Raw genomic sequence first — 25,117 nt, forward strand, 5'->3', positions numbered from 1 at the left:
TGTGTTGATCTCATCAAGTTTGCAGAAATAATTGTGAATAACTTGGATCTTATTCACTGGATCGTCGATCAATCGCTGGCGATCTTGGTTATCAACAGGTAAAATTGCCAGTCTTTTCCGATAATTCAATTACTCAGTGGGGGCACCGTGTCATCTTCGCTTTGGCTGCAATGTTTGCAGCAGCTTCAAGAAGAGCTACCAGCTACAGAATTCAGCATGTGGGTTCGTCCGCTACAAGCGGAGCTCAATGACAATACTCTCACTCTATTCGCGCCAAACCGCTTTGTGTTGGACTGGGTGCGTGATAAGTATCTGAACAATATTACTCGCTTACTGCAGGAATACTGTGGTGGCGACATTCCTAACTTACGCTTTGAAGTGGGGAGCCGACCTGTCTCTGCTCCAAAACCAGCGCCGACACGTACGCCTGCAGATGTGGCTGCGGAGTCATCTGCACCTGCGCAATTACAGGCGCGTAAGCCAGTACACAAAACTTGGGATGACGACGCTCAAGCGATTGCGGCGATCAATCACCGCTCAAACATGAATCCAAAACACAAGTTCGACAACTTTGTTGAAGGTAAGTCGAACCAACTGGGTTTGGCTGCGGCGCGTCAGGTATCGGATAACCCAGGTGCAGCTTACAACCCACTATTCTTATACGGCGGCACGGGCTTGGGTAAAACCCACTTATTGCATGCGGTGGGTAACGCGATTGTGGATAACAACCCGAACGCGAAAGTGGTTTACATGCACTCAGAACGTTTTGTGCAAGACATGGTGAAAGCGCTGCAAAACAATGCGATTGAAGAATTCAAACGCTACTACCGCAGCGTGGATGCGCTCCTTATCGATGACATTCAATTCTTTGCTAATAAAGAACGTTCGCAAGAAGAATTCTTCCATACCTTCAACGCACTATTGGAAGGTAACCAGCAGATCATTCTAACGTCTGACCGTTATCCTAAAGAAATTAATGGCGTTGAAGATCGTCTTAAATCTCGCTTTGGTTGGGGTCTTACTGTTGCGATCGAGCCGCCAGAGCTTGAAACGCGTGTGGCGATCTTGATGAAAAAAGCCGAAGATCACCAAATCCACCTTGCTGATGAAGTGGCATTCTTCATTGCCAAGCGTCTGCGTTCGAACGTTCGTGAGCTAGAAGGTGCACTGAACCGTGTTATCGCGAACGCGAACTTTACTGGTCGTCCAATTACGATTGATTTTGTTCGTGAAGCGCTGCGCGATCTGCTTGCTCTGCAAGAGAAGCTGGTGACGATCGATAACATTCAAAAGACCGTGGCGGAATACTACAAGATTAAAGTGGCGGACTTGCTGTCTAAGCGTCGCTCTCGTTCTGTAGCGCGTCCTCGTCAGCTGGCCATGGCGTTAGCAAAAGAGCTAACCAACCACAGCTTGCCTGAAATTGGCGATGCGTTTGGGGGCCGCGATCATACGACCGTACTTCATGCGTGTCGCAAGATTGAGCAGCTGCGTGAAGAGAGCCACGATATTAAAGAAGATTACTCTAACTTGATTCGCACCCTGTCCTCGTAATCGGTTAGAATAACGGTATTCTAAGCAAATCATTTATTGAGCTGACAGCGTAAAGAGCCAAGCATGAAATTTACCATTGAACGTAGTCATTTAATCAAACCGCTACAGCAGGTTTCGGGCGCTTTAGGTGGCCGACCAACTCTGCCAATCCTGGGTAACCTACTTCTTAAAGTAGAAGAGAACGTATTGTCGATGACGGCAACCGATCTTGAAGTAGAGTTAGTAAGCAAAGTGACGCTAGAAGGTGATTTTGAAGCGGGCAGCATTACCGTTCCTTCGCGTAAGTTTCTCGATATCTGCCGTGGTTTACCGGACGATGCGATCATCACATTTGTATTAGAAGGTGATCGCGTACAAGTTCGCTCTGGTCGCAGCCGTTTCTCATTGGCAACGCTTCCTGCGAACGATTTCCCTAATATTGAAGATTGGCAAAGTGAAGTGGAAGTATCACTGAGCCAAGCCGATCTACGTACGCTGATCGACAAAACTCAGTTCTCGATGGCGAATCAAGACGTTCGTTACTACCTCAACGGCATGTTGTTTGAAATTGACGGCACCACGCTACGCAGCGTGGCGACGGACGGCCACCGTATGGCGGTATCGCAAACTCAGCTAGGTGCAGACTTTGCGCAGAAGCAAATCATCGTGCCACGCAAAGGTGTGCAAGAATTAGTGAAGTTGATGGATGCGCCAGAGCAGCCCGTAGTACTTCAGATCGGTAGCTCCAATGTTCGTGCTGAGGTGAATAACTTTACTTTTACCTCTAAGTTGGTTGATGGTCGTTTCCCTGACTACCGCCGCGTATTGCCTCAGAGCACCAATAAGACCCTAATAGCAAGTTGTGACGAGTTGCGCCAAGCCTTTTCTCGTGCTGCGATTCTTTCCAACGAAAAATTCCGTGGCGTGCGTGTGAATCTGGCTGATACTGAAATGCGCATAACCGCGAATAACCCAGAACAAGAAGAAGCGGAAGAGATGCTTGATGTAACCTTTGAAGGTGACGCCATCGAAATCGGCTTTAACGTAAGCTATGTGCTTGATGTTCTGAACACGTTGCGTTGTGAAAATGTACGTGTGTCGATGTCGGATGCTAACGCTAGCGCATTGATTGAAAATGCCGACGATGACAGTGCCATGTACGTGGTGATGCCAATTCGTCTATAAGCCAACTGAATGCCTCTTTCTCGTCTCATCATTCAGCAGTTTCGAAACATTAAAGCCTGTGATATTGAGTTATCAGCAGGCTTTAACTTTCTTATCGGGCCGAACGGCAGCGGTAAAACCAGTGTCTTAGAAGCGGTTTACCTGCTTGGGCATGGCCGCTCATTCAAGAGCTCTCTCACCGGACGAGTGATACAAAATGAGTGTGATGAACTGTTTGTTCATGGTCGTTTTTTGAACTCGGATCAATTTGAGCTACCTATCGGCATTAATAAGCAGCGTGATGGCTCAACAGAGGTTAAAATAGGCGGTCAATCTGGACAAAAATTAGCGCAGTTGGCACAAGTTCTGCCTCTGCAGTTGATACACCCAGAAGGGTTTGATTTACTGACAGATGGCCCTAAACATCGTCGTGCGTTTATTGATTGGGGCGTGTTTCATACCGAGCCCGCTTTTTATCAAGCATGGGGAAGGTTCAAACGCCTGAACAAGCAGCGCAACGCGTTGTTGAAAACCGCCAATAGTTATCGTGAGCTCAGTTATTGGGATCAGGAAATGGCAGGATTGGCTGAAAGCATCAGCCAATGGCGAGCAAGTTACATCGAGCAGATGAAAACCGTCGCAGAAATTATCTGTCAGACATTTTTGCCAGAATTTGAGATCCAATTGAAGTATTATCGTGGCTGGGATAAAGACACCCCATACCACGAGATACTAGAAAAGAATTTTGAGCGTGATCAGGCATTGGGATACACCTTTAGTGGCCCAAACAAAGCTGATTTGCGCATTAAAGTGAACGGAACGCCCGTTGAAGATGTTCTGTCACGCGGTCAATTAAAACTCATGGTGTGTGCATTGCGTGTCGCGCAAGGGCAACACCTGACAGAGATGACCGGTAAACAATGCATTTACCTAATTGATGACTTCGCGTCGGAATTAGATAGCCAACGTCGCAAGCGTCTTGCTGACTGCTTAAAAGAGACGGGCGCACAAGTATTTGTAAGCTCTATCACTGAAAGCCAAATCGCCGATATGTTGGACGATAACGGTAAATTGTTTCATGTGGAACATGGCAGGATAGAGTCAAACTAGAAGAGAGAAACTCATGTCTGAAAATTACGATTCATCGAGTATTAAGGTACTGAAGGGTCTGGATGCGGTACGTAAGCGTCCAGGAATGTACATCGGCGATACGGACGACGGCACCGGCCTTCACCACATGGTTTTCGAGGTGGTGGATAACTCAATTGATGAAGCGTTGGCAGGTCACTGTAAAGACATCGTTGTGACAATTCATGAGGATAACTCGGTTTCCGTTAGCGATGATGGTCGTGGCATTCCAACAGAAATCCACTCAGAGGAAAATGTCTCTGCAGCAGAAGTAATCATGACGGTACTTCACGCGGGTGGTAAGTTCGACGATAACTCATACAAAGTATCGGGTGGTCTTCACGGGGTAGGTGTTTCAGTGGTAAACGCGCTATCTGAGAAAGTTGAGCTGACGATTCATCGTGGTGGCCATATCCATACGCAAACCTACCGCCATGGTGAGCCTCAAGCGCCACTAGCCGTTGTGGGTGATACGGATAAAACCGGTACACAAATTCGTTTCTGGCCAAGTGCCGAGACGTTCTCTAACACTGAGTTCCACTATGACATTCTGGCGAAACGCCTGCGTGAACTGTCATTCCTGAACTCTGGTGTATCGATCAAATTGGTTGATGAGCGTGAAGCGGACAAACATGATCACTTCATGTATGAAGGTGGTATTCAAGCGTTCGTTGATCACCTAAACACCAACAAAACGCCAATCATCGAAAAAATCTTCCACTTTAACTCAGAGCGTGAAGACGGCATTTCAGTTGAAGTGGCGATGCAATGGAACGATGGTTTCCAAGAGAACATCTTCTGTTTTACCAACAATATCCCACAGCGTGATGGTGGTACTCACCTTGCTGGTTTCCGTGCTGCGTTAACACGTACATTGAACAGCTTTATGGATAAAGAAGGTTTCTCTAAGAAAGCAAAAACAGCGACTTCAGGCGACGATGCGCGTGAAGGTCTAACTGCGGTTGTTTCGGTGAAAGTGCCTGATCCTAAGTTTTCAAGCCAAACAAAAGACAAACTGGTTTCTTCTGAAGTGAAATCAGCTGTTGAGTCTGCAATGGGTGAAAAACTGTCTGAGTTCCTGATTGAGAACCCGACAGAAGCGAAGATGGTTTGTTCGAAAATCATCGATGCAGCACGTGCACGTGAAGCTGCGCGTAAAGCTCGTGAAATGACGCGCCGTAAAGGTGCACTAGACCTAGCTGGCCTTCCAGGTAAACTTGCAGACTGTCAGGAAAAAGATCCGGCACTCTCTGAACTATACATAGTGGAGGGTGATTCGGCAGGCGGCTCCGCAAAACAAGGCCGTAACCGTAAGAACCAAGCAATCCTACCGCTAAAAGGTAAGATTCTTAACGTAGAAAAAGCACGTTTCGACAAGATGCTGTCTTCGCAAGAAGTGGCTACTCTGATCACTGCACTTGGTTGTGGTATCGGTCGTGACGAGTACAACCCGGACAAGCTGCGTTACCACAACATCATCATCATGACCGATGCCGATGTCGATGGTTCGCACATTCGTACGCTACTATTGACCTTCTTCTACCGTCAAATGCCAGAGCTTATCGAGCGTGGTTACGTGTACATCGCTCAGCCACCACTTTACAAAGTGAAAAAAGGCAAACAAGAGCAGTACATCAAAGACGAAGAAGCGATGAACCAATACCAAGTATCATTGGCTCTGGATAATGCATCGCTACACGTAAACGCAGAAGCACCAGCATTGGCAGGTGAAGCATTAGAGAAGCTTGTTCAACAGTACAATGCGGGTATTAAACTGGCGGAACGTATGAGCCGTCGTTACCCAAGTGCTTTGGTAAACGAGCTGATTTACACTCCTCGTCTAACGCCTGAGCAATGCCATGACGCATCAGTTGTTGAAGCGTGGACGAAGCAGCTTATTGAGCAGCTGAATGCGAAAGAAGTGGGCGCTAGCCAATACAGCTACGAAGTTGAACAGCACGAAGAACTAGGCTTAAACTTGCCTAAGATCGTGGTTCGTACTCACGGTGTGACGCACGAACATGCAATTAGCATCGATTTCCTAAACTCGAAAGAGTACGGCAAATTGGCTGATCTATCAGAAGCACTGGATGGGCTTCTGGAAGAAGGCGCGTACATCAAACGTGGTGAACGTACGATGCCAGTAGCAAGCTTTGCAGAAGCGCTTGATTGGTTGGTTAAAGAGTCAATGCGTGGTCTGAGTCGTCAGCGTTACAAAGGTCTAGGTGAGATGAACCCAGATCAGCTGTGGGAAACGACTATGGACCCAGAAACGCGTCGCATGATGCAAGTAACGATTGAGGATGCGGTAGGCGCAGACCAATTGTTCACAACACTGATGGGTGACCAAGTAGAACCTCGTCGTAACTTCATCGAAGAGAACGCACTGAAAGTAGCGAACTTAGACGTGTAACGACAACTTGTCTTAATAGAAAAAAGCAGCGAGAAATCGCTGCTTTTTTGTTTTAACCACCAATGAAAATCGCCACTTTCTGCCAAGACTTTGGTTTTTCTGGTGCTAACTGCCAATAACCTGATCAAGCTTGCCATTTTATTTCTGTTTTCTTTTTTTCTCGCCATTTTGTTCGCTTGGGCACTTTTGCTTTCTTTTTTCTGCTCGCTATAGTGCTGAAGAGCTGATGAATAAGGAGGTTGAGAAAATGGTGATGACTTTCCTGAACTAAGCCGGAGGTGATGCACTTCCGGTTCAATGCACTGAATTTATTTGTAAAACAAGGCATTAAGAAGGAAATAATCATGTTTGAACGCTGGTTCTCGGCGTACTGTTTGGCGCTGCGAACTTGGTGGTTAACCAGTCGCTTTTTAACCTATCAATCACCACTAAGGTTGTTATCGCTATTTGAAACCTGCGAGCAACAGGCCCATTGCCGTAACCGAGCTCGTATTGCGGTTGGGGACACGGTTCGCTTAGTGGATGTTGAACGCGCCTATCAATATCGCATGACGTTAGTCAGCTCGCGCAAGGGACAACCGATGACATGTATGCTCGCGGTCGATTCTTATTTGGGGTCTCGATTGTTAGGTCGAGCTAAAAATGATGCGCTCGAAGTGGAAATTTTTAATCAGCGACGCTGCTTTGTGATTACTGAAATTGTTCATCAATCGCAGCCACCAGCTCAGAAAATGCTGTGTGGTTGTCTGTTGTGCCAATAAATAGAGGTGAAGCCATGAGTAAGAAAGACAAAAAACAACCGCAGTTGAGTCTGAAAGAAAAGCGTAAGTTAAAACAGGAAAAAGCGGCAGAAAAGAGCGTTGTAAAAGCGCGTAAATCCTCCCGCAAGTAGAGTGCAGATTGAGCCCACCAGAAAGGTGGGCTTTTTAATACCGATCGCAAAGCGAGGGTAAACTGACCTTTCTGGGGAGATAACGAGCGTACTTAAAATTTTTTATTTTTTCCCTTGAAAGTCATTTTTGACGACCTTATATCTAGTTGTGAAGAGGATGACTGGCTTGCTAGAGACTAGAAGACTGCCCTCTGGAATCGCTAAAACGAGATCGCTCAAAAGAGGATATGGCGTTTTAGCACACAACTTAAACCTTTAGATTTCCTATCATGTCTCCGAGCCAAATGATGGCCTGCGGAATGATAAAAATCTCTTAGCTCGGCGTTGGTTTTTGCATAAACACGCCTGTGAGATGAAGGTCATCTGAGCTAAGACTATTGCTTAATTAAGAGGATAGATTTATGCGTAACGTAGATTTCTCACCACTATACCGTAATGCAATTGGCTTTGATCGTCTGCTAAACCTGATGGAAGCGAATACCGCGAAAAATACTTCTGGCGGTTACCCTCCGTACAACATTGAGCAAAAAGACGAGCATAACTACCGTATTACTATGGCAGTTGCTGGCTTCTCTGAAGACCAACTCGATCTGACTCAAAACGAAAACATGTTGATTGTGAAGGGCGAACGCAAAGCAGAAGAAGGCAAAAATTACGTGTACCAAGGCATTGCTGAGCGCGACTTTGAACGTAAATTCCAGTTAGCGGATTATGTAAAAGTGACTGGCGCATCAATGGAAAACGGCTTATTACATATTGATTTGGTTCGTGAAATCCCAGAAGCAATGCAACCACGTAAAATTGCTATCGGTGGCAACAACCTGCTAGAAAGCAACTAATCAGCAAGTTATTTGCCTTATAGAGTGAGAAAGAGCGCCAGTTGGCGCTCTTTTTAATTGGAGTAGCCGAAGCGATTGCTTCGTATTACAGACCTTGCTGGTAAGCCTTTTCAACTTCTTCCGCGATAATCGCAATCCCTTTCTGCATCATCTCATCGTCTTGAACGTAGTTCATGCGTAAGCACTGATGAGCATGGTCCCACTCGTCTTTCTGACCAATAAAGAAGTACTCACCCGGAACAATCAATACGCCACGCGCTTTCAAGCGTTGGTACAACTCCATTGTCGTAATTGGCAGCTCATCAAACCATAACCACAAGAAGATCGCCCCTTCAGGTTTGTGAATACGGAAGCGCTCATCGGTAATCGCTTCTTGCAGCAGTTCAACCGCACGTTGCGACTTCTGCTTGTAAAACGGCTTAATCACCTCTGAACTCAGTTTAAGCAGGTCGCCTTTAGCGATGATGTGGTTTGCCAGCGCTGGACCCACACTGCCTGGTGCTAGGCTGATGATGCCGTTCATATTGGTTAACGCTTGAGTGATTTCTTCACTCGCAATCACAATCCCGCAACGCACGCCAGGCAAGCCAAGTTTGGATAGGCTCATGCACAAGATGGTGTTTTCATTCCAGAACGGTTCGACATCTTCAAAGATGATGTTCGGGAACGGCAAGCCGTAGGCGTTATCGATGATCAGTGGGATGTTGTTTTCACGTGCGAGTTTGTCCAGTTTACGCACTTCTTCGTCTGTCAGTACGTTACCCGTTGGGTTGGTTGGGCGAGATGCGCATATTGCCGCAACAGAATCGTCGACGGTTAGCTGTTCAAAATCGACGTGGTATTTAAACAATCCGTTATCTAACAGCTCGATTTCTGGGTGGTAAGAGACAAAAATATCTTCATCAATGCCAGCATCACCATAGCCGATGTACTCAGGCGCGATAGGCAGTAGCACCTTCTTATGCGAACCGTCAGGCTGTTTACCTGCGAGTAAGTTGAACAAGTAGAAGAAGCCACTTTGGCTGCCGTTAGTTAGGCTGATGTTCTTCTCTGAAATCTCCCAACCGTAAGTTTCACGGAATAACTGAGCCAGCGCTTTCACGAACGCATCTTTACCCTGCGGCCCATCGTAGTTGGCGAGTGCGGCGACGAGTTCGCCACTGGCGAGCATTTCCTCACTGGCTTGGTGAAAGTAATCGAGCATGGCAGGAATGGCGGCTGGGTTGCCTCCACCGAGCATGATGGCACCTGGTGTGCGTAGACCATCATTCAAATCGTCCATTAACTGCGTGATACCTGAATACTGATTAAATTTTTCACCAAACTTTGAGAACTGCATGCTGACTGATACCTAATTCATTGTGATTGCTTATGTGTATTGAATGCTGATGAAACATCAGCTTATAGAGTAATACTTGACCTTACCCTAATGTTATTACGACGCAAAGTGTGAATTTACTCGAAGAAGAAAAAAGTTTGTCATCAGACCAGATGATGGGGATATGAGCAGTGAATAAAAAAGGGAAGCGAAATGCTTCCCTTGCTGGTGGAGTGAATCGGCTATTCGCCAGTGTAGACGATCAGCACTTTGTCGTCGTGGTATTGGCGCTCGAACGCGTAATACCCTTCTTGATTGCGAGTGATGTGTTTGCCTTGCGCAACCGCTGGGTGGCGTTTACGGAATTCGCCCAACTTTTGCCAATGTTGCAGTAGACCTTCTCGCTTGCCATGAATCTTATCCCATGGCATATCAGAGCGAGTACCTTGAGTAGGATCGGAGCCAGTCACGCCAAAGTCACGAGCAATCTCATCGCCGTAGTAGATTTGGACTGCACCCGGAGCCAGCATTAGTGCATTGGCAGCGCGTGCTTGGTCATCGAAGCTGCGGCTGCGTGCCGACCAAAACAGTTGAGTATCGTGCGAAGACAGGTAACTCAACACGTTGAACTCAGGATCGGAGTTAATACGTTCCGCGTAGCGGCGATAATCGCTATCGAGTTGCGCAAAGCATTTCAGCGCTTTTGGTGCTACATCAGATTGGAACTCGAAGTTGATGATGGAATCGAAGCCGTTATCGAAATACGGGCTTTTCACCACGCTGTGCGCCCATACTTCACCCGTCATCCAGAAAGGTAGGTCATCCAAGGCTTTGTCTGGGTTGTTTTGTTTCCACTGGGCAAGCGCTTGAGTGGTGCTGGCTTTCAGCTCTGCCCATGCTTCCATTTCTACGTGTTTAGCAGTGTCGACGCGGAAGCCATCAATGCCGTAGTCGCGCACCCAATCGGATAACCAGGTAATCAGGTGTTCACGTGGGGTTTGCAGCTCATCTTGCGCATTGGTGTCTTTATTGCGGAAGAAGTTTGGTAATCCGGTTTTCTGAGTCGATTCGGTTTTGAGATCCGGTAGGTAGTTCAAAGACATGGTGATGTCGTTGTAGCCTGGTGCATCATAGTCACCAATGTCGGTGCGGATCCAATCTTTGCCCCACCATTTATCCCACGCTTCGCTATCACTGTATTTGATGTAGTCGTTGAAGCTGTGCCAGCTTTGTCCTGATTTTGGCTGCCAGTCGGTCCATTTTTCACCAAGGACTTCTTTGGCTTCTTGGTCATCAAGGTAAAGCTGACCAAATCCGAATTCCTGCATGTCTGCTAATGTTGCGTAGCCAGTGTGGTTCATGACCACATCCCAAATCACGCGGATGCCTTTCTTGTGGGCAGTATCGACGAAGGTTCTGAGTTCATCTTCGGTACCCATGTTGGCATCAAGCTTGGTCCAATCTTGATGGTAGTAGCCGTGGTAGCCGTAGTGTTTAAAGTCGCCTTTATCGCCGCCGCCAACCCAGCCATGGATTTGTTCCAGTGGTGAGGTTATCCAGATAGCATTCACACCAAGTGATTCGATGTAATCGAGTTTTTTCGTCAGACCCGCTAAGTCACCACCATGGAAGGTACCAATCTCGTATTTCCCGTCTTTGCTGCGACCGTAGCTGTTGTCGTTGTCTGGGTTGCCGTTATAGAAGCGGTCAGTCATGACGAAGTACACCGTCGCGTTATCCCAGCTGAACGGTTTATCGGCTTGCTGTTCAACTTCTTCTAGCAGCAATAGACCTTGGCTCATAGGACCCGGCTGCATGGTGACGCTGCCATTGGTGACTGTGGCTTCTTGTCCGGTTAAGGCATCACGAACGACTGTGCCATCATTAAAGGTTTGCTCAACGTTGATGGTTTTTGGCGCGTCAGTTGCGACAGGGCAAGAGTAGGTGATGTCTTGGTTCTGTTTGGGTTTGAGCCTAACAGTTAGCTCGTTAGTAGTTGGGTTGAGCGTAAACTGATAGGTGTTGGCTTTGAAGATGCGCAGCGGCATTTGGGCATCTGTGGCGCAATTATCCATTTTTAATGGACGATTGAATTTGATGCGGCTTTCTTCTGCCAAAGCAAAGCTGCTGCCGCAGGTTTGGTTGCTGTCGGCAATGGTAAAGGTGTAGCTGCCTTTTTCGAGTTTTTGCTCGGCGACAAGTAAGCCGTTAGAGTTTGGTTCGAAGACGGCTGTATCGTCTCCAACGCTCAGTACGATAGCATTTTCTGGAATTTGGCTGCAGGCGCTCAATAGTCCAATAGAGAGTGCGAGAATTGTTTTTTTCATTGTGTCCTTCCCCCGAATAAACAGTCCAGTTATAGCAAAACCGAGCCTCTACAATCCGAGCTCTGCACCAACAAGTTAAACGTGTCTCACCCTACAAATTTTTGCCTTGTTCACAAAATGAATAATAAGCGTCACCTTCATCAGTTTGAAGACAACAAAAAAGGGAAGCATTTGCTTCCCTTTTACTTATTTCTTAATCACTTCGAAGAGTAATGAATTACTTTTGAAGGACAGAGATATCTGCGACCTGTAAGAACAGGTTACGCAGGTTGTTCAGCAATGTCAGACGGTTCTTCTTAAGTGCTTCGTCGTCTGCCATTACCATTACGTTATCGAAGAATGCATCTACTGGCTCACGTAGATCTGCTAGCTTGCTTAGGGCTTCTTGGTAGTTACCGGTCGCAAATGCAGGCTCTAGTGCTTCAGTCATGACTTCAACGCTTTCTGCTAGCGCTTTCTCTGCGTCTTCTTGTAGCAATGCTAGGTCAATTTCTTCTGCAAGTTCGCCGTCGAATTTCGCTAGGATGTTACCAACACGTTTGTTCGCTGCTGCTAGAGACTCTGCCGCTTCCAGTTCACGGAAGTGAGAAACCGCTTTAACACGTTGGTCAAAGTCTGCTGGTTTAGTCGGACGACGAGCCAGTACCGCTTGAATGATGTCTACGCTGAAGCCTTCGTCTTGGTACCAAGCACGGAAACGACCAAGCATGAACTCGATAACGTCTTGTTCAACGTTGTCGTTGGTTAGGCGGTCGCCAAACAGTGACTTCGCTTTCGCTACTAGGTCAACAAGATCTAGGTTGTAGCCATATTCAACGATGATACGTAGTACACCCAGAGATGCGCGGCGTAATGCGAATGGATCGCTGCCTTTAGGTGCTTGACCAATACCGAAGATACCTACGATAGTGTCTAGCTTGTCTGCCATTGCAACTGCTGTTGAAACGCCGTTTGATGGCAGTTCATCACCAGCGAAACGAGGCATGTATTGCTCGTTCAGTGCTACTGCAACTTCTTCTGCTTCACCATCGTGGCGCGCGTAGTGCATGCCCATGACACCTTGAGTATCCGTAAATTCGAATACCATAGAGGTCATTAGGTCACATTTTGCTAGTAGACCAGCACGCTTTGATTTCTCAACGTCAGCCCCGATTTGTTCTGCGATGTAGCCAGCAAGTTCAGTGATGCGGTCTGTTTTGTCTTTGATCGTACCCAGTTGCTTTTGGAAGATCGCTTGCTCTAGTTCAGGAAGACGGTCGATAAGCGGACGCTTACGGTCTGTGTTGAAGAAGAACTCTGCGTCAGCAAGACGAGGACGAACCACTTTCTCGTTACCTTCGATTACGTAACGAGGTTCTTTTGATTCGATGTTCGATACGAAGATGAAGTTAGGTAGTAGCTTCTTGTTTTCGTCATAAACAGGGAAGTACTTCTGGTCACCTTTCATGGTGTAAACCAACGCTTCAGAAGGCACTTTTAGGAACTCTTCTTCGAACTTCGCTGTAAGTACTACTGGCCATTCAACCAGAGACGTAACTTCTTCTACTAGATCATCTTCTAGATCAGCGATACCGCCAACTTCGGCTGCCGCTTTTTGTGCGTCAGCTAGGATGATGGCTTTACGTGCTTCGTAATCTGCCATAACTTTACCGCGCTCTTCTAGGATTGCAGGGTATTGCTCAGCAGAATCGATAGTGAACTCTTGTTCACCCATGAAGCGGTGACCACGGATAGTGCGGTCAGAAGCAACACCAAGGATCTCGCCTTCGATTAGGTCGCTGCCCATTAGCATGGTTAGCGTCTTAACTGGACGGATGAACTGAGTTGTTTTGTTACCCCAGCGCATTGGTTTTGCGATAGGTAGGTTTGCTAGTGCTTTCGCTGCAAGTTCAACTACGATCTCAGACGTTGGCTGACCTTTCACTTCTTGTTTGAACAGTAGCCACTCACCTTTGTCTGTAACCATGCGCTCTGCTTGGTCAACCGTGATGCCACAACCGCGTGCCCAGCCTTGAGCCGCTTTGGTTGGGTTGCCTTCCGCGTCAAACGCTGCAGAAACCGCAGGGCCACGTTTTTCAACGATTTTGTCTGATTGGCTTTCTGCTAGTGCCGCGACTTTAAGTGCAAGACGACGAGGAGCCGCAAACCATTTCACGCCTTCGTGAGCAAGCTCAGCGCTTTTTAGTTCTGCTTCGAAGTTTGCTGCGAATGCTTCAGCTAGCGTACGAAGTTGCGTTGGTGGTAGCTCTTCTGTACCTAGCTCAATTAGAAATTCTTTTGCCATGTTCTCTACCCCTTACGCTTGTTCTTTCTTACACATTGGGAAGCCAAGAGCTTCACGCGATGCGTAGTATGCTTCTGCTACTGACTTAGTCAGATCGCGAATGCGCAAGATGTAACGCTGACGCTCAGTTACTGAGATCGCTTTACGCGCGTCTAGTAGGTTGAATGCGTGACCAGCTTTTAGAATGCGCTCGTAAGCAGGTAGTGGCAGTGGCTTTTCAAGCTCAAGCAACTCTTTACACTCTTTCTCACATTGCTCGAAGAAACCAAATAGGAATTCAACGTCTGCGTGCTCGAAGTTGTAAGTCGATTGCTCTACTTCGTTTTGGTGGAAGATATCACCGTAAGTCACTTTGCTGCCGTCTGGTGCGATGTTCCAAACGAGGTCGTAAACCGAGTCTACTTCTTGGATGTACATTGCTAGACGTTCGATACCGTAAGTGATCTCACCAGTGACTGGTTTACACTCAAGACCACCAACTTGCTGGAAGTAAGTAAACTGAGTCACTTCCATGCCGTTTAGCCAAACTTCCCAGCCCAGACCCCATGCGCCTAGTGTTGGGTTTTCCCAGTTGTCTTCTACGAAACGGATGTCGTGTACAAGAGGGTCAATACCAAGAACTTCAAGGGAGCCAAGGTACAACTCTTGAATATTGTCAGGCGATGGTTTTAGCGCTACTTGGAATTGGTAGTAGTGCTGAAGACGGTTAGGGTTTTCACCGTAACGGCCATCAGTAGGACGACGTGAAGGTTGTACGTAAGCTGTCGACATTGGCTCTGGGCCAAGCGCTCGTAGACAGGTCATTGGGTGAGAGGTACCCGCACCCACTTCCATATCTAGCGGTTGAACAATGGTACAACCATTTTGAGCCCAATAATCCTGCAGCGCGAGGATCATTCCCTGGAAGGTTTTGATATCGTATTTTTGCATAAGTCAGGTTCGCGCGATTCTCTTGTTACTCGTTAATTCGTCATCTATGCCGAGTTTTTCAACTCTAACAACGGCGATAAAGAGTAATTACGGTTGAATAAATTAACAATCTAGTATAACCAGATATTGAGCATGGGAGTAGAGCTAATCTTGATTAATTCGTGGGCGATTTTCTCCTTTAATGAATTTTTACCGCGTTATCTGCTGTATTTTTCTTAAAAGGGAGTTTTTGCCTGCTTTGGCTCTTGAGAAGCGCAACAAAGGTGGCTAGAATTGCGCCTGTCTTTGGGGAGTAGCTTACCTGATGAAGTTTCTGTTTCATCTGGTTCGTCCGTCAACATAATTGGTGCAAAATCACCATGGCGTTCGAGACTTGAAGCCTTTCAAGTTTAGCAAGACCTTAGACAAATCATCACGAACCGGGGTAGGGGCGTGAGGTTTGTCTTTGGTTAAATATAATAATCCCTGCCCCAATGAGCATGTCGTGAGCGTTTTAGCTATTTCAATTACTACTGTAGCGTTAGCAGAAATTGGCGATAAGACCCAATTGCTATCTCTATTACTCGCAAGTCGTTACCGCAAACCAATCCCAATTATTGCAGCAATCTTTTTGGCAACCATTGCCAACCACGCTTTGGCTGCATGGTTAGGTGTGGTTGTCGCTGATTATTTATCACCTGATATTTTAAAGTGGGTGCTGGTGGTCAGTTTTGTCGCGATGGCGGCTTGGGTGTTGATTCCTGATAAGTTGGATGATGACGAACAGATTTCAAACCGAGGTCCTTTCATTGCCAGCTTTATTGCTTTCTTTGTGGCTGAGATTGGTGATAAAACTCAGATCGCCACTTCCATCTTAGGGGCGCAATACGCGGATGCGCTGAGTTGGGTCATACTTGGCACGACCATTGGTATGTTGTTGGCTAACGTGCCTGTGGTGTTAATTGGTAAGCTTTCAGCAGACAAGATGCCCCTGGGGTTGATTCGTAAAGTCACCGCTATTTTGTTCGTGTTGTTGGCGATTGGTGCGGCCTTCTTTTAATATTTTTAGGCGGATAACGCAGCCTGAAAATGGAAAATGTTATCCGCGAACAATCGTTAAAATGATGCAAATAATCAATAACTAGCGAATTAGTGGCGTAGCTCAAACTCTGACTTAAAATCGCTCCGTAGCGTGACGGATGACATATTAGTGTCATACTTGTCATGGTAGTTTAATGGTGTGAATGATAGCGAGAGGGCAAGTTTATGCTTACACGTTACATGGGGATGACCCCAAAGAGTCAGAGTTATTTATTCACCTTTGGTTTGGCGCTGTGCTTGTTAGCGATGGTACTGACTGATATGTGGTTGCCGATTGTGGCAGGATCGTTCGTTCTTACTGGATTAACAGTAGAGGCGTGGATTCGCGTAGCCCACATCATTCCTATGCATGAAGAGATGCGGGCAATGAAAAAACAACTCAACAAGCTCCAATCAGAAGTTCGCACACTCGAATACGATGAATAAACAAACGGCAGCCAATCGGCTGCCGTTTTTAATTCGACCAGATTATTCCAATCCTTTCTTGATCAGGTACTGATACGGAACTTGCTCCGTTTGTGCTGCAATTAATTGGTGATCCATAAAACGGCAGAAACTCGGAATGTCTCGAGTCGTGGATGGGTCATCTGCTTTGACCAGCAAAATCTCACCATCTTGCATGTTGCGAATTGTCTTCCTGACCATCATCACTGGCTCTGGGCAGCGCAGTCCTTCCGCCTCTAATGTCTTTGTTGCCAGTTCAGGATTAAAGCTCATAGTGTGATTCTCGTAACTAACTTAGCGGTGAATTCTACGTTCGTTGAAAAAATATTCAATAACCACTTGGCAAACGGAATTTTTGTTTTACCTTAAATTAACAATTTGGTAACAACTAGCAAGGGAGAGGCAATGTTAACAGCGTTAGACAGACTTACGATTTACTCCGTACTTTGTTTTATCTCGTTTTGTGCTTTGGTACTCAGAACGCCAGCTGACACCTCTTTGATGCCTCTTGTAGGCATGGTTGCCACTATTATTGGGATTTGGATCGAGATGCGCAAATGGTCAGGTGCATCTGAGCAAGAAAATTAGCGCTTTTTGCTTCGATCAGAATACTTTAATAACGCTCACCTATTTTTACCGACACTTCATTCCGACACTATCCCCATTTTTCTTGGGCTTCCCCGCTGAAAGGCGGGATTTTTTTTGCCTGAAGAGTACAATTTACCCAAACACATACAAAATAAGTGGCTAATTCGTGGAACTGGAAGACATCTATCGCCGAGATTTAAATTTACTGGTTGCGTTGCGAGTACTGATAGAAGAAAACAGTGTCAGTAAGGCGGCAACACGTCTGAATTTGAGTCAATCAGCAATGAGTCGTGTGCTTGGTCGTCTGCGTGACTTATTGGGAGACCCGCTGTTTACTCGTCAGGGGCAGCATTTGATCCCAACTCAGAAAGCGTTAGAGATCGATCGCTCACTAGGCGAGCCATTAGAGTCTTTACGTCAGTTGTTATCTCCGGTTGAGTTTGACCCATTGCAATGCGTACAGACTTTCAACATCGTGACCACCGACTATGCCATGCAAACGATCTTACCGTTCGCTTTGCCGAGAATTTACCAAGAAGCGCCGAATGTGTCGTTTAACTTTTTGCCTTTGCAGCATGACCGTTTATCCGATCAGTTGACTTATGAAGGGGCAGACTTAGCGATTTGTCGCCCGACAGGTCCGGTGGAGCCGCTACGCAGTGAAGTGTTGGGGCGAGTGGGGGTGCTGTGTATGCTTTCAAAACAGCATCCATTAGCGGATAAAGAAATGAGCTTGGATGATTATCTGAGTCATCCACATGCCATGATCGCCATCAGTGATGGTGTTAAGGCACTGATCGAACAAGCTTTGATGGAGAAACCTAAGCGTAAAATGGTTCTGCGGGCTTATCATTTAGAAGCCGCATTGGCGATCATGGATACCTTGCCAATTATCATCACAGTGCCAGCGGACTTGGCGTATCTGGTTGCCGAGCGTTATGACTTGGTGGTGAAACCATTACCATTCCAATTTACTCCATTTGAATACTCGATGATTTGGCATGCGCGTTGCGAGCATTCTCCTGCTCAAGAATGGTTAAGAACGATTGTGCGTGAAGAATGTAGCCGTCTAATAGCTAAGCGTATCGAAGATATGGGACTAAACTGCTAACAAAAAGAGCCAGCAATGCCGGCTCTTCGTCTGTTTACGCTGAGTCAGTGTTTATAGCTTGATAACCACACGACCCGTTACTTGACCGTTGGTGATGTCTTCTGCGTATTTTGGTGCTTCTGCTAGTTCTACTTCAGTACACGCTTGCTCGAAATAGCTGTCTGGTAGTAGTTCAACCAGTTTTTCCCATGCTGCGATGCGTTTCTCTGTTGGACACATTACTGAGTCCACACCTTGTAGACGAACGTTACGTAGGATGAACGGCATCACTGTAGTTGGTAGATCAAAACCACCTGCAAGACCACAAGCGGCGACTGCACTGTTGTAATCCATTTGCGCCAATACTTTTGCTAGTACTTTGCTGCCGACGGTATCTACCGCACCTGCCCATACTTGCTTTTCAAGTGGACGTGCTGGTTCTTCAAATTCAGTGCGGTCGATGATGCGGCTAGCACCTAGTTTTTCAAGTAGCGGGCCGTTTGTCTCTACACGTCCTGTCACTGCAGCAACTTTGTAGCCAAGCTGTGCTAGGAGCGTTACTGCAACCGAGCCTACGCCGCCACTTGCGCCCGTTACTAGGATTTCACCAGCTTCAGGTTTGATGCCTGCATCAAGCAGTGCTTGAACACATAGCATACCAGTGAAGCCAGCAGTACCAACCATCATTGCTTTCTTGCTGTCTAGACCTTTTGGTAGTGGCACGAGCCAATCCGCTTTTAGACGAGCACGTTGAGCCATGCCACCCCAATGGTTTTCACCCACGCCCCAGCCAGTTAAGACCACTTTATCACCAGCTTGGTAACGCGAATCTTCAGAACTTACAATCGTACCTGCTAGATCAATGCCAGGTACCATCGGGAAGTTACGGATGATTTTACCTTTACCTGTGATCGCCAAACCATCTTTGTAATTCAACGATGAGTAATCGACCTCAACCAGAACGTCGCCTTCCGGCAGTTGTGTTTCATCGATTTGCTCGATACTAGCGATAGTGCGTTTGTCTTCTTGGTTTAGAACTAGAGCATTAAACATAAGGTTCTCCGAAATTGCGTTAGCGTGACTCAGTTGCCACATACAGCAAGATATTAACTGTCTATAAGTCTATGTCTTCTCTATCTATGAATAAAATGAAAGTTACTCATTTAATGTATGCTTTGTATGCATATTTACTGTGTTTGGCGTAAAACAAAGGGCGACATCTGATGTCGCCCTTAAGTGTAATACTAAATTATTTTAGTATTTATTCATTTCATTCTGGTTGTTGAGTAGATCACTACGACCATCGTCGTTTTGAGCCTACTTCACCCCAAGCGTTAAGGCCTCTCAAATACGGTCGCTATACCCTGACCCAAACCGATACACATGGTGGCTAGACCATATTTCGCATCTTTCGCTTCCATTAGGTTGATCAATGTTGTTGAGATGCGTGAACCAGAACAGCCTAGTGGATGACCCAATGCTATCGCACCACCGTTAAGGTTGACCTTCTCATCCATCACATCAAGCAGACCTAAGTCTTTAGCACACGGCAGAGACTGCGCCGCAAATGCTTCGTTTAGCTCAACCACATCCATGTCTTCAATTGAAAGACCGGCACGCTTGAGCGCTTTTTTCGTCGCAGGTACAGGACCGTAACCCATAATAGAAGGATCGCAGCCCGCAATGGCCATGCCTTTAATACGTGCACGAATCTTCAAGCCAAGCTCATTGGCTTTCTCTTCACTCATGATCAACATCGCTGATGCACCATCGGACAGCGCCGATGAAGTACCGGCTGTTACTGTACCGTTTGCAGGGTCGAACACTGGGCGAAGTTGAGATAGACCTTCAACGGATGTTTCAGGACGAATCACTTCATCATAGTCGAGAGTAAACAGTGTACCGTCAGCCGCATGGCCTTCAATTGGTAGGATTTCGTTTTTAAAGCGACCCTCTACGGTTGCTGCGTGCGCACGAGCGTGAGAGCGCGCGGCAAACTCGTCTTGTTGCTCACGGCTAATGCCATGTAATTTACCAAGCATTTCAGCCGTTAAGCCCATCATGCCCGCAGCTTTTGCTACGTTCTTTGACATACCAGGGTGAAAGTCTACACCGTGGTTCATTGGCACATGCCCCATGTGCTCAACGCCACCAATTAGGCAGATTTCAGCATCGCCAGTCATGATCGCACGTGTACCGTCATGCAGCGCTTGCATGGATGAGCCACACAAACGGTTAACCGTCACAGCGCCAATTTCAATCGGCAGGCCCGCGAGTAGCGCGGCATTACGTGCAACGTTAAAGCCTTGCTCTAGTGTTTGCTGTACACAACCCCAGTAGATGTCTTCAATCTCGCTTGGGTTCACTTGTGGGTTACGTGCAAGAATGCCTTTCATTAGACGCGCAGATAGATCTTCTGCTCGTGTATGACGGAAAGCACCACCTTTAGAGCGACCCATTGGAGTACGTAGACAATCGACTACGACAACATTTCTTGTTTGATTAGTCATTTTAGAATCCCTCCTTAGATAGAACCTTGCTGTTGTGCACCGTAAAAGCTTTCACCTTTCGCCGCCATATCAATCAGCATTTGCGGTACTTGGTACATCGCACCTAGCTCGGCGTGTTGTTTTGCCATTTCAACGTATTCAGCAATACCCACGCTGTCTAGATAGCGGAATACGCCACCGCGGAATGGAGGGAAACCAAGACCATAAACCAATGCCATGTCTGCTTCCTGCGGAGTAGCGATGATGCCTTCTTGAAGGCACAGCACAACTTCGTTGATCATTGGAATCATCATACGTTGAATGATGGTCTCATCGTCAAAGTCATGCTTATCGGCACAAACGTCGGCAAGTACTGGTAAGATCGCTTCTGAGAAGGTTTTCTTCGGCTTACCTTTTTTATCTATGGTGTAGCTGTAGAAGCCATTACCATTTTTCTGACCATATTTGTCTGCTTCGAATAGTGCATCAATCGCATCACGACCTTGTTTACCCATACGCTCAGGAAAACCGTCAGCCATCACAGCTTGTGCGTGGTGCGCGGTATCAATGCCGACTACGTCAAGCAAGTACGCCGGTCCCATCGGCCAGCCAAACTTACGCTCCATGACTTTGTCGATTTTCGTAAAGTCAGCACCATCACGAAGTAGCATGCTGAAGCCGCCAAAGTATGGGAACAATACGCGGTTAACGAAGAACCCTGGGCAGTCATTGACGACAATTGGTGATTTGCCCATTTTCGCAGCATACGCCACAACACGATTTATGGTTTCATCAGAGGTGTGCTCACCACGGATGATCTCAACAAGAGGCATACGATGCACTGGGTTGAAGAAGTGCATACCACAGAAGTTTTCTGGGCGTTTTAGTGATTTTGCCAATAGGTTGATAGGAATCGTCGAGGTGTTTGAGGTGATAACGGTGTCGTCACCGACATGGGATTCAACTTCACTCAAAACTGCTGCTTTTACTTTCGGGTTTTCAACGACAGCTTCAACAATCACATCTGATTCTTCGATGCCTTCGTAATGTAGGCTTGGTGTGATAGACGCTAAAATACCCGCCATCTTAAAGCCATCAATGCGACCGCGAGATAAGCGTTTATTCAGCAGCTTAGATGCTTCAGTCATGCCTAGGTCGAGCGACGCTTGTGCGATGTCTTTCATTAAGACAGGCACACCTTTTAGCGCAGATTGGTAAGCAATGCCGCCACCCATGATACCTGCACCTAATACGGCTGCACGTTGCGTGTCTTTACTTGCTGACTTCGCCGCTTTTTTCGCAATGCCTTTAATGTATTGATCGTTAAGGAATAGGCCAACCAGTGATTTTGCTTCTTCCGATTTAGCCAATTTCACGAAGTGCTTACGTTCAATGTCTAACGCTTCATTACGTGCAAAGCGAGCACCTTCTTCAATCGTGATAACGGCTGTCATTGGGGCAGGGTAGTGAGGACCGGCTTTCTGTGCCACCAGACCCTTCGCCATGGTGAAGCTCATCATTGATTCAAGCTTACTCAGCGTTAGCGGAGATGTTTTCTGTGCTCGGCGTGCTTGCCAGTCAAGTTTCTCGTTAATTGCAGAGTTAAGAGTTTGTAGTGCTGATTCGTATAAAGCATCAGTCTCTACAACAGCATCGAGTAAGCCAATTTTCAATGCTTCATCAGCTCGGCATGCTTTGCCTTGGGTGATGATTTCCATTGCGCTGTCTGCGCCAATAACGCGAGGTAAGCGTACACAACCACCAAAGCCTGGCATGATTCCCAGTTTCGTTTCTGGTAGGCCGATGCTGGTGGTTTTGTCACCAATACGCATGTCTGTTGCTAGTACACATTCACAACCGCCACCAAGAGCGTGGCCTTTGATCACTGAGATGGTCGGAACGGGTAAGTCTTCTAATTTGTTAAAGATGCTATTAGCAAATTGCAGCCATTGGTCGAGCTCGGCATCCGTTTTAGCAAACAGACCTAAAAACTCGGTAATGTCTGCGCCTACAATGAATGCGTCTTTATCTGAAGTGAGCAACAACCCCTTGAGGCCTTGATGGGCAATGAGCGCATCAAGAGCTTTATCTAGCGATTCCAATGTCGCTAGGTCGAGTTTGTTGACGGATTTTGGAGAGCAGAAGCTTAGCTCTGCAATACCATCTTGTATTTCCTTTACCTGTAGGGTTTCGGCTTGGTAAATCATTGTCTATCTCCATGACATACAATCGTGGATTGTCTGTATACCTATTTCAACGACGCCGTGTACCTCGGCAAATAGGTATCGAGGAAGTCGTTTTATTTTTGTTCTGGTTTGACCAGTAAAGTTAGTTTGGATCGTGGATTGTTTAATTTCAATACATTTTTTAAACAAGTGTTTAACATTGTGCGCTGTGGCAGATCTTATGCGACGGGTAAATCACACTCGTGATAGACTTCAGGCAAATAGACCTGAATCCATAATCCTATGAATGACAAGCCTTATCTGATTCCAGCAGAGCCCGCTCAATTTGAAGAAGAAATTAAAAAGAGCGTCTTCATTACTTATTTGGCACACACGCCAAGTATCGAAGCTGCAAAAGCATTTGTTGATCAAATCAAAGCTAAACACGCTGATGCTAGACATAACTGTTGGGGCTTTGTTGCTGGTCGCCCGGAAGATTCAATGAAATGGGGCTTTAGTGATGATGGGGAGCCGTCCGGAACTGCAGGCAAACCGATCCTGGCTCAGCTGTCTGGCTCTGGGGTGGGGGAAATCACGGCAGTGGTCACGCGATACTCTGGTGGAATCAAGTTAGGTACAGGCGGCTTGGTTAAAGCGTATGGGGGTGGAGTACAACAAGCGCTCAAGCTGCTTCAAACTATTGAGAAAAAAATAACCACAAAGCTCAGACTAACGTTAGACTATGGGTTTATGCCGATCGCACAGTCAATCATGCCGCAATTTGGTGCGGTAGAAGTCGAGGCTGAATACAGCGATCAGGTCGTATTAGTGGTGGAAATTGAGCTTCGAGAAGTGAGCGCGTTTACCCAAGCAATCATCAATAAAAGCGGGGCAAAGGCAATTGTCACTCCGCTAGACGGACAATAATGAAAAACAGGAAGCAACAGGGACAGCTTCGCTAGTCAATTTATCCATGCAATTTCGTTCAATTATTCGAATCGTCGGGCTACTGCTCGCACTCTTTAGTGTCACTATGCTTGCGCCAGCACTCGTTGCGCTGATCTATCGAGATGGTGCAGGTGTGCCTTTTGTCACGACATTTTTTGTTCTGCTGTTTTGTGGGGCCGTTTGTTGGTACCCAAACCGCAGGTATAAGCACGAGCTTAAAGCTCGAGATGGCTTTCTTATTGTCGTTCTGTTCTGGACAGTACTTGGCAGCGCAGGCTCGATCCCCTTTCTAATAGCTGACAACCCGAACGTCTCAGTGACAGATGCGTTTTTTGAATCGTTTTCTGCTCTCACGACGACTGGGGCGACCGTTATTGTTGGTTTGGATGAGTTACCTAAAGCAATTCTATTCTATCGACAGTTACTGCAGTGGTTCGGCGGTATGGGGATCATCGTATTAGCGGTGGCGATTTTGCCAGTGTTGGGTATTGGTGGTATGCAGCTTTACCGCGCTGAGATCCCTGGCCCAGTAAAGGACACTAAAGTGACGCCGCGCATAGCAGAAACCGCTAAAGCGCTTTGGTACATCTATTTGAGCCTGACTATCGCCTGTGCATCGGCTTTTTGGTTAGCTGGTATGACGCCATTTGACGCCATCAGTCACAGCTTTTCCACCATTGCCATTGGTGGTTTCTCTACCCACGATGCCAGCATCGGATACTTTGATAGTTACGCGATTAACCTAATTACCGTGGTTTTTCTGCTTATATCTGCATGTAACTACACACTGCACTTTGCTGCATTTGCATCGGGTGGTGTGCATCCCAAGTATTACTGGAAAGATCCTGAGTTTCGCGCCTTCTTGTTTATTCAAGTGCTGCTATTTGTCATTTGCTTTCTATTATTACTGAAACATCACTCTTACACATCGACATACGATGCTTTCGATCAGGCACTGTTCCAAACCGTGTCAATTTCGACAACAGCGGGCTTTACAACGACAGGTTTTGCGGACTGGCCGCTCTTCTTACCTGTACTGCTATTGTTCTCCTCTTTTATCGGTGGTTGTGCTGGTTCAACAGGCGGCGGCATGAAAGTGATTCGTATCCTGCTTCTTACCTTACAAGGTGCGCGTGAACTAAAACGTTTGGTCCATCCTCGCGCAGTTTACACCATCAAAGTCGGTGGTAGTGCTCTGCCGCAACGTGTTGTCGATGCGGTTTGGGGTTTCTTCTCCGCGTACGCATTGGTATTTGTGGTTTGTATGTTGGGCTTGATTGCTACAGGGATGGACGAGCTCAGTGCATTCTCTGCGGTGGCTGCAACTCTGAACAACCTCGGTCCAGGCCTGGGGGAAGTGGCGCTTCACTTTGGTGATGTTAACGACAAAGCAAAATGGGTATTGATAGTTTCTATGCTGTTTGGTCGTTTGGAAATCTTTACCTTACTTATTCTACTTACGCCGACATTTTGGCGTAGCTAAGG

At 46.8% G+C, this 25,117-nt stretch carries 20 protein-coding genes; 12 read left to right on the forward strand and 8 right to left on the reverse strand.

The features are described 5' to 3' along the window. Positions 1-147 precede the first annotated feature (147 nt). The 6 genes from dnaA to J8Z23_RS00030 all read left to right on the forward strand — a co-directional run bounded on the left by dnaA (position 148) and on the right by J8Z23_RS00030 (position 7,969). Positions 148-1,554, forward strand: a complete 1,407-nt coding sequence (gene dnaA / locus J8Z23_RS00005; protein ID WP_005378835.1) for a chromosomal replication initiator protein DnaA — start codon at positions 148-150, stop codon at positions 1,552-1,554. 63 nt (positions 1,555-1,617) lie between these two features. Beyond that, positions 1,618-2,718: a DNA polymerase III subunit beta gene (gene dnaN, locus J8Z23_RS00010; protein WP_005394106.1), complete on the forward strand. Its 1,101-nt coding sequence runs from the start codon at positions 1,618-1,620 to the stop codon at positions 2,716-2,718. 9 nt (positions 2,719-2,727) lie between these two features. After that, positions 2,728-3,807 (forward strand): DNA replication/repair protein RecF, encoded by a 1,080-nt coding sequence (recF, locus tag J8Z23_RS00015; protein WP_253645001.1) that lies wholly within the window; start codon positions 2,728-2,730, stop codon positions 3,805-3,807. Positions 3,808-3,820: 13 nt separating this feature from the next. Then, positions 3,821-6,238, forward strand: coding sequence for a DNA topoisomerase (ATP-hydrolyzing) subunit B (gene gyrB, locus J8Z23_RS00020; protein WP_005394109.1), 2,418 nt, complete (start codon positions 3,821-3,823; stop codon positions 6,236-6,238). Positions 6,239-6,582: 344 nt separating this feature from the next. Continuing rightward, positions 6,583-6,999, forward strand: a complete 417-nt coding sequence (locus J8Z23_RS00025; RefSeq protein WP_256950213.1) for a GreA/GreB family elongation factor — start codon at positions 6,583-6,585, stop codon at positions 6,997-6,999. A gap of 532 nt (positions 7,000-7,531) precedes the next feature. Further along, positions 7,532-7,969 carry an Hsp20 family protein gene (locus tag J8Z23_RS00030; protein ID WP_005458680.1) on the forward strand — a complete coding sequence of 146 codons (438 nt, stop codon included), beginning with the start codon at positions 7,532-7,534 and terminating at the stop codon, positions 7,967-7,969. Positions 7,970-8,054: 85 nt separating this feature from the next. Here the strand turns inward: J8Z23_RS00030 and J8Z23_RS00035 are convergent, their stop codons facing one another. The 4 genes from J8Z23_RS00035 to glyQ form a co-directional block, all read right to left on the reverse strand. Beyond that, positions 8,055-9,308, reverse strand: coding sequence for a valine--pyruvate transaminase (locus tag J8Z23_RS00035; protein ID WP_182034702.1), 1,254 nt, complete (start codon positions 9,306-9,308; stop codon positions 8,055-8,057). A gap of 221 nt (positions 9,309-9,529) precedes the next feature. Next, on the reverse strand, positions 9,530-11,614 hold the full coding sequence (locus J8Z23_RS00040) for an alpha-amylase (RefSeq protein WP_434634349.1): 2,085 nt from the start codon (positions 11,612-11,614) through the stop codon (positions 9,530-9,532). Positions 11,615-11,831: 217 nt separating this feature from the next. Beyond that, a complete protein-coding gene (gene glyS, locus J8Z23_RS00045; RefSeq protein ID WP_434634352.1) occupies positions 11,832-13,898 on the reverse strand; it encodes a glycine--tRNA ligase subunit beta in 2,067 nt (688 codons plus the stop codon). Between the two features lie 12 nt (positions 13,899-13,910). Then, positions 13,911-14,828, reverse strand: a complete 918-nt coding sequence (glyQ, locus tag J8Z23_RS00050) for a glycine--tRNA ligase subunit alpha (RefSeq protein WP_048625586.1) — start codon at positions 14,826-14,828, stop codon at positions 13,911-13,913. Positions 14,829-15,312: 484 nt separating this feature from the next. Here glyQ and J8Z23_RS00055 point away from each other — a divergent pair, with 484 nt between their 5' ends. Both J8Z23_RS00055 and J8Z23_RS00060 read left to right on the forward strand, forming a co-directional pair. After that, positions 15,313-15,867 carry a TMEM165/GDT1 family protein gene (locus J8Z23_RS00055; RefSeq protein ID WP_012841256.1) on the forward strand — a complete coding sequence of 185 codons (555 nt, stop codon included), beginning with the start codon at positions 15,313-15,315 and terminating at the stop codon, positions 15,865-15,867. Positions 15,868-16,073: 206 nt separating this feature from the next. Then, positions 16,074-16,334 carry a hypothetical protein gene (locus J8Z23_RS00060; protein ID WP_031780377.1) on the forward strand — a complete coding sequence of 87 codons (261 nt, stop codon included), beginning with the start codon at positions 16,074-16,076 and terminating at the stop codon, positions 16,332-16,334. Positions 16,335-16,376: 42 nt separating this feature from the next. Here the strand turns inward: J8Z23_RS00060 and tusA are convergent, their stop codons facing one another. Continuing rightward, positions 16,377-16,625: a sulfurtransferase TusA gene (tusA, locus tag J8Z23_RS00065; RefSeq protein ID WP_005394130.1), complete on the reverse strand. Its 249-nt coding sequence runs from the start codon at positions 16,623-16,625 to the stop codon at positions 16,377-16,379. Positions 16,626-16,757: 132 nt separating this feature from the next. Between tusA and J8Z23_RS00070 the strand changes: the two genes are divergently transcribed. Beyond that, a complete protein-coding gene (locus J8Z23_RS00070) occupies positions 16,758-16,940 on the forward strand; it encodes a hypothetical protein (RefSeq protein ID WP_005394131.1) in 183 nt (60 codons plus the stop codon). A 166-nt stretch (positions 16,941-17,106) separates the two neighbouring features. Next, positions 17,107-18,051, forward strand: coding sequence for a LysR family transcriptional regulator (locus J8Z23_RS00075; RefSeq protein WP_005378881.1), 945 nt, complete (start codon positions 17,107-17,109; stop codon positions 18,049-18,051). A 51-nt stretch (positions 18,052-18,102) separates the two neighbouring features. Here the strand turns inward: J8Z23_RS00075 and acuI are convergent, their stop codons facing one another. The 3 genes from acuI to fadB all read right to left on the reverse strand — a co-directional run bounded on the left by acuI (position 18,103) and on the right by fadB (position 22,726). Then, complete coding sequence (gene acuI, locus J8Z23_RS00080; RefSeq protein ID WP_434634357.1) at positions 18,103-19,083, reverse strand: acrylyl-CoA reductase (NADPH); 981 nt, start codon at positions 19,081-19,083, stop codon at positions 18,103-18,105. A 281-nt stretch (positions 19,084-19,364) separates the two neighbouring features. After that, positions 19,365-20,540, reverse strand: a complete 1,176-nt coding sequence (gene fadA / locus J8Z23_RS00085) for an acetyl-CoA C-acyltransferase FadA (protein WP_006743176.1) — start codon at positions 20,538-20,540, stop codon at positions 19,365-19,367. A gap of 14 nt (positions 20,541-20,554) precedes the next feature. Then, entirely contained in the window at positions 20,555-22,726 is a 2,172-nt protein-coding gene (fadB, locus tag J8Z23_RS00090; protein ID WP_434634360.1) for a fatty acid oxidation complex subunit alpha FadB, read from the reverse strand. Between the two features lie 261 nt (positions 22,727-22,987). Between fadB and J8Z23_RS00095 the strand changes: the two genes are divergently transcribed. Together J8Z23_RS00095 and J8Z23_RS00100 are read left to right on the forward strand one after the other, a co-directional pair. Then, on the forward strand, positions 22,988-23,611 hold the full coding sequence (locus J8Z23_RS00095; protein WP_193448136.1) for a YigZ family protein: 624 nt from the start codon (positions 22,988-22,990) through the stop codon (positions 23,609-23,611). Between the two features lie 46 nt (positions 23,612-23,657). Next, on the forward strand, positions 23,658-25,115 hold the full coding sequence (locus J8Z23_RS00100; RefSeq protein ID WP_006743175.1) for a TrkH family potassium uptake protein: 1,458 nt from the start codon (positions 23,658-23,660) through the stop codon (positions 25,113-25,115). Positions 25,116-25,117: the final 2 nt, after the last annotated feature.

Source organism: Vibrio sp. SCSIO 43086 (genome assembly GCF_051132235.1).
GTDB lineage: Bacteria > Pseudomonadota > Gammaproteobacteria > Enterobacterales > Vibrionaceae > Vibrio > Vibrio diabolicus.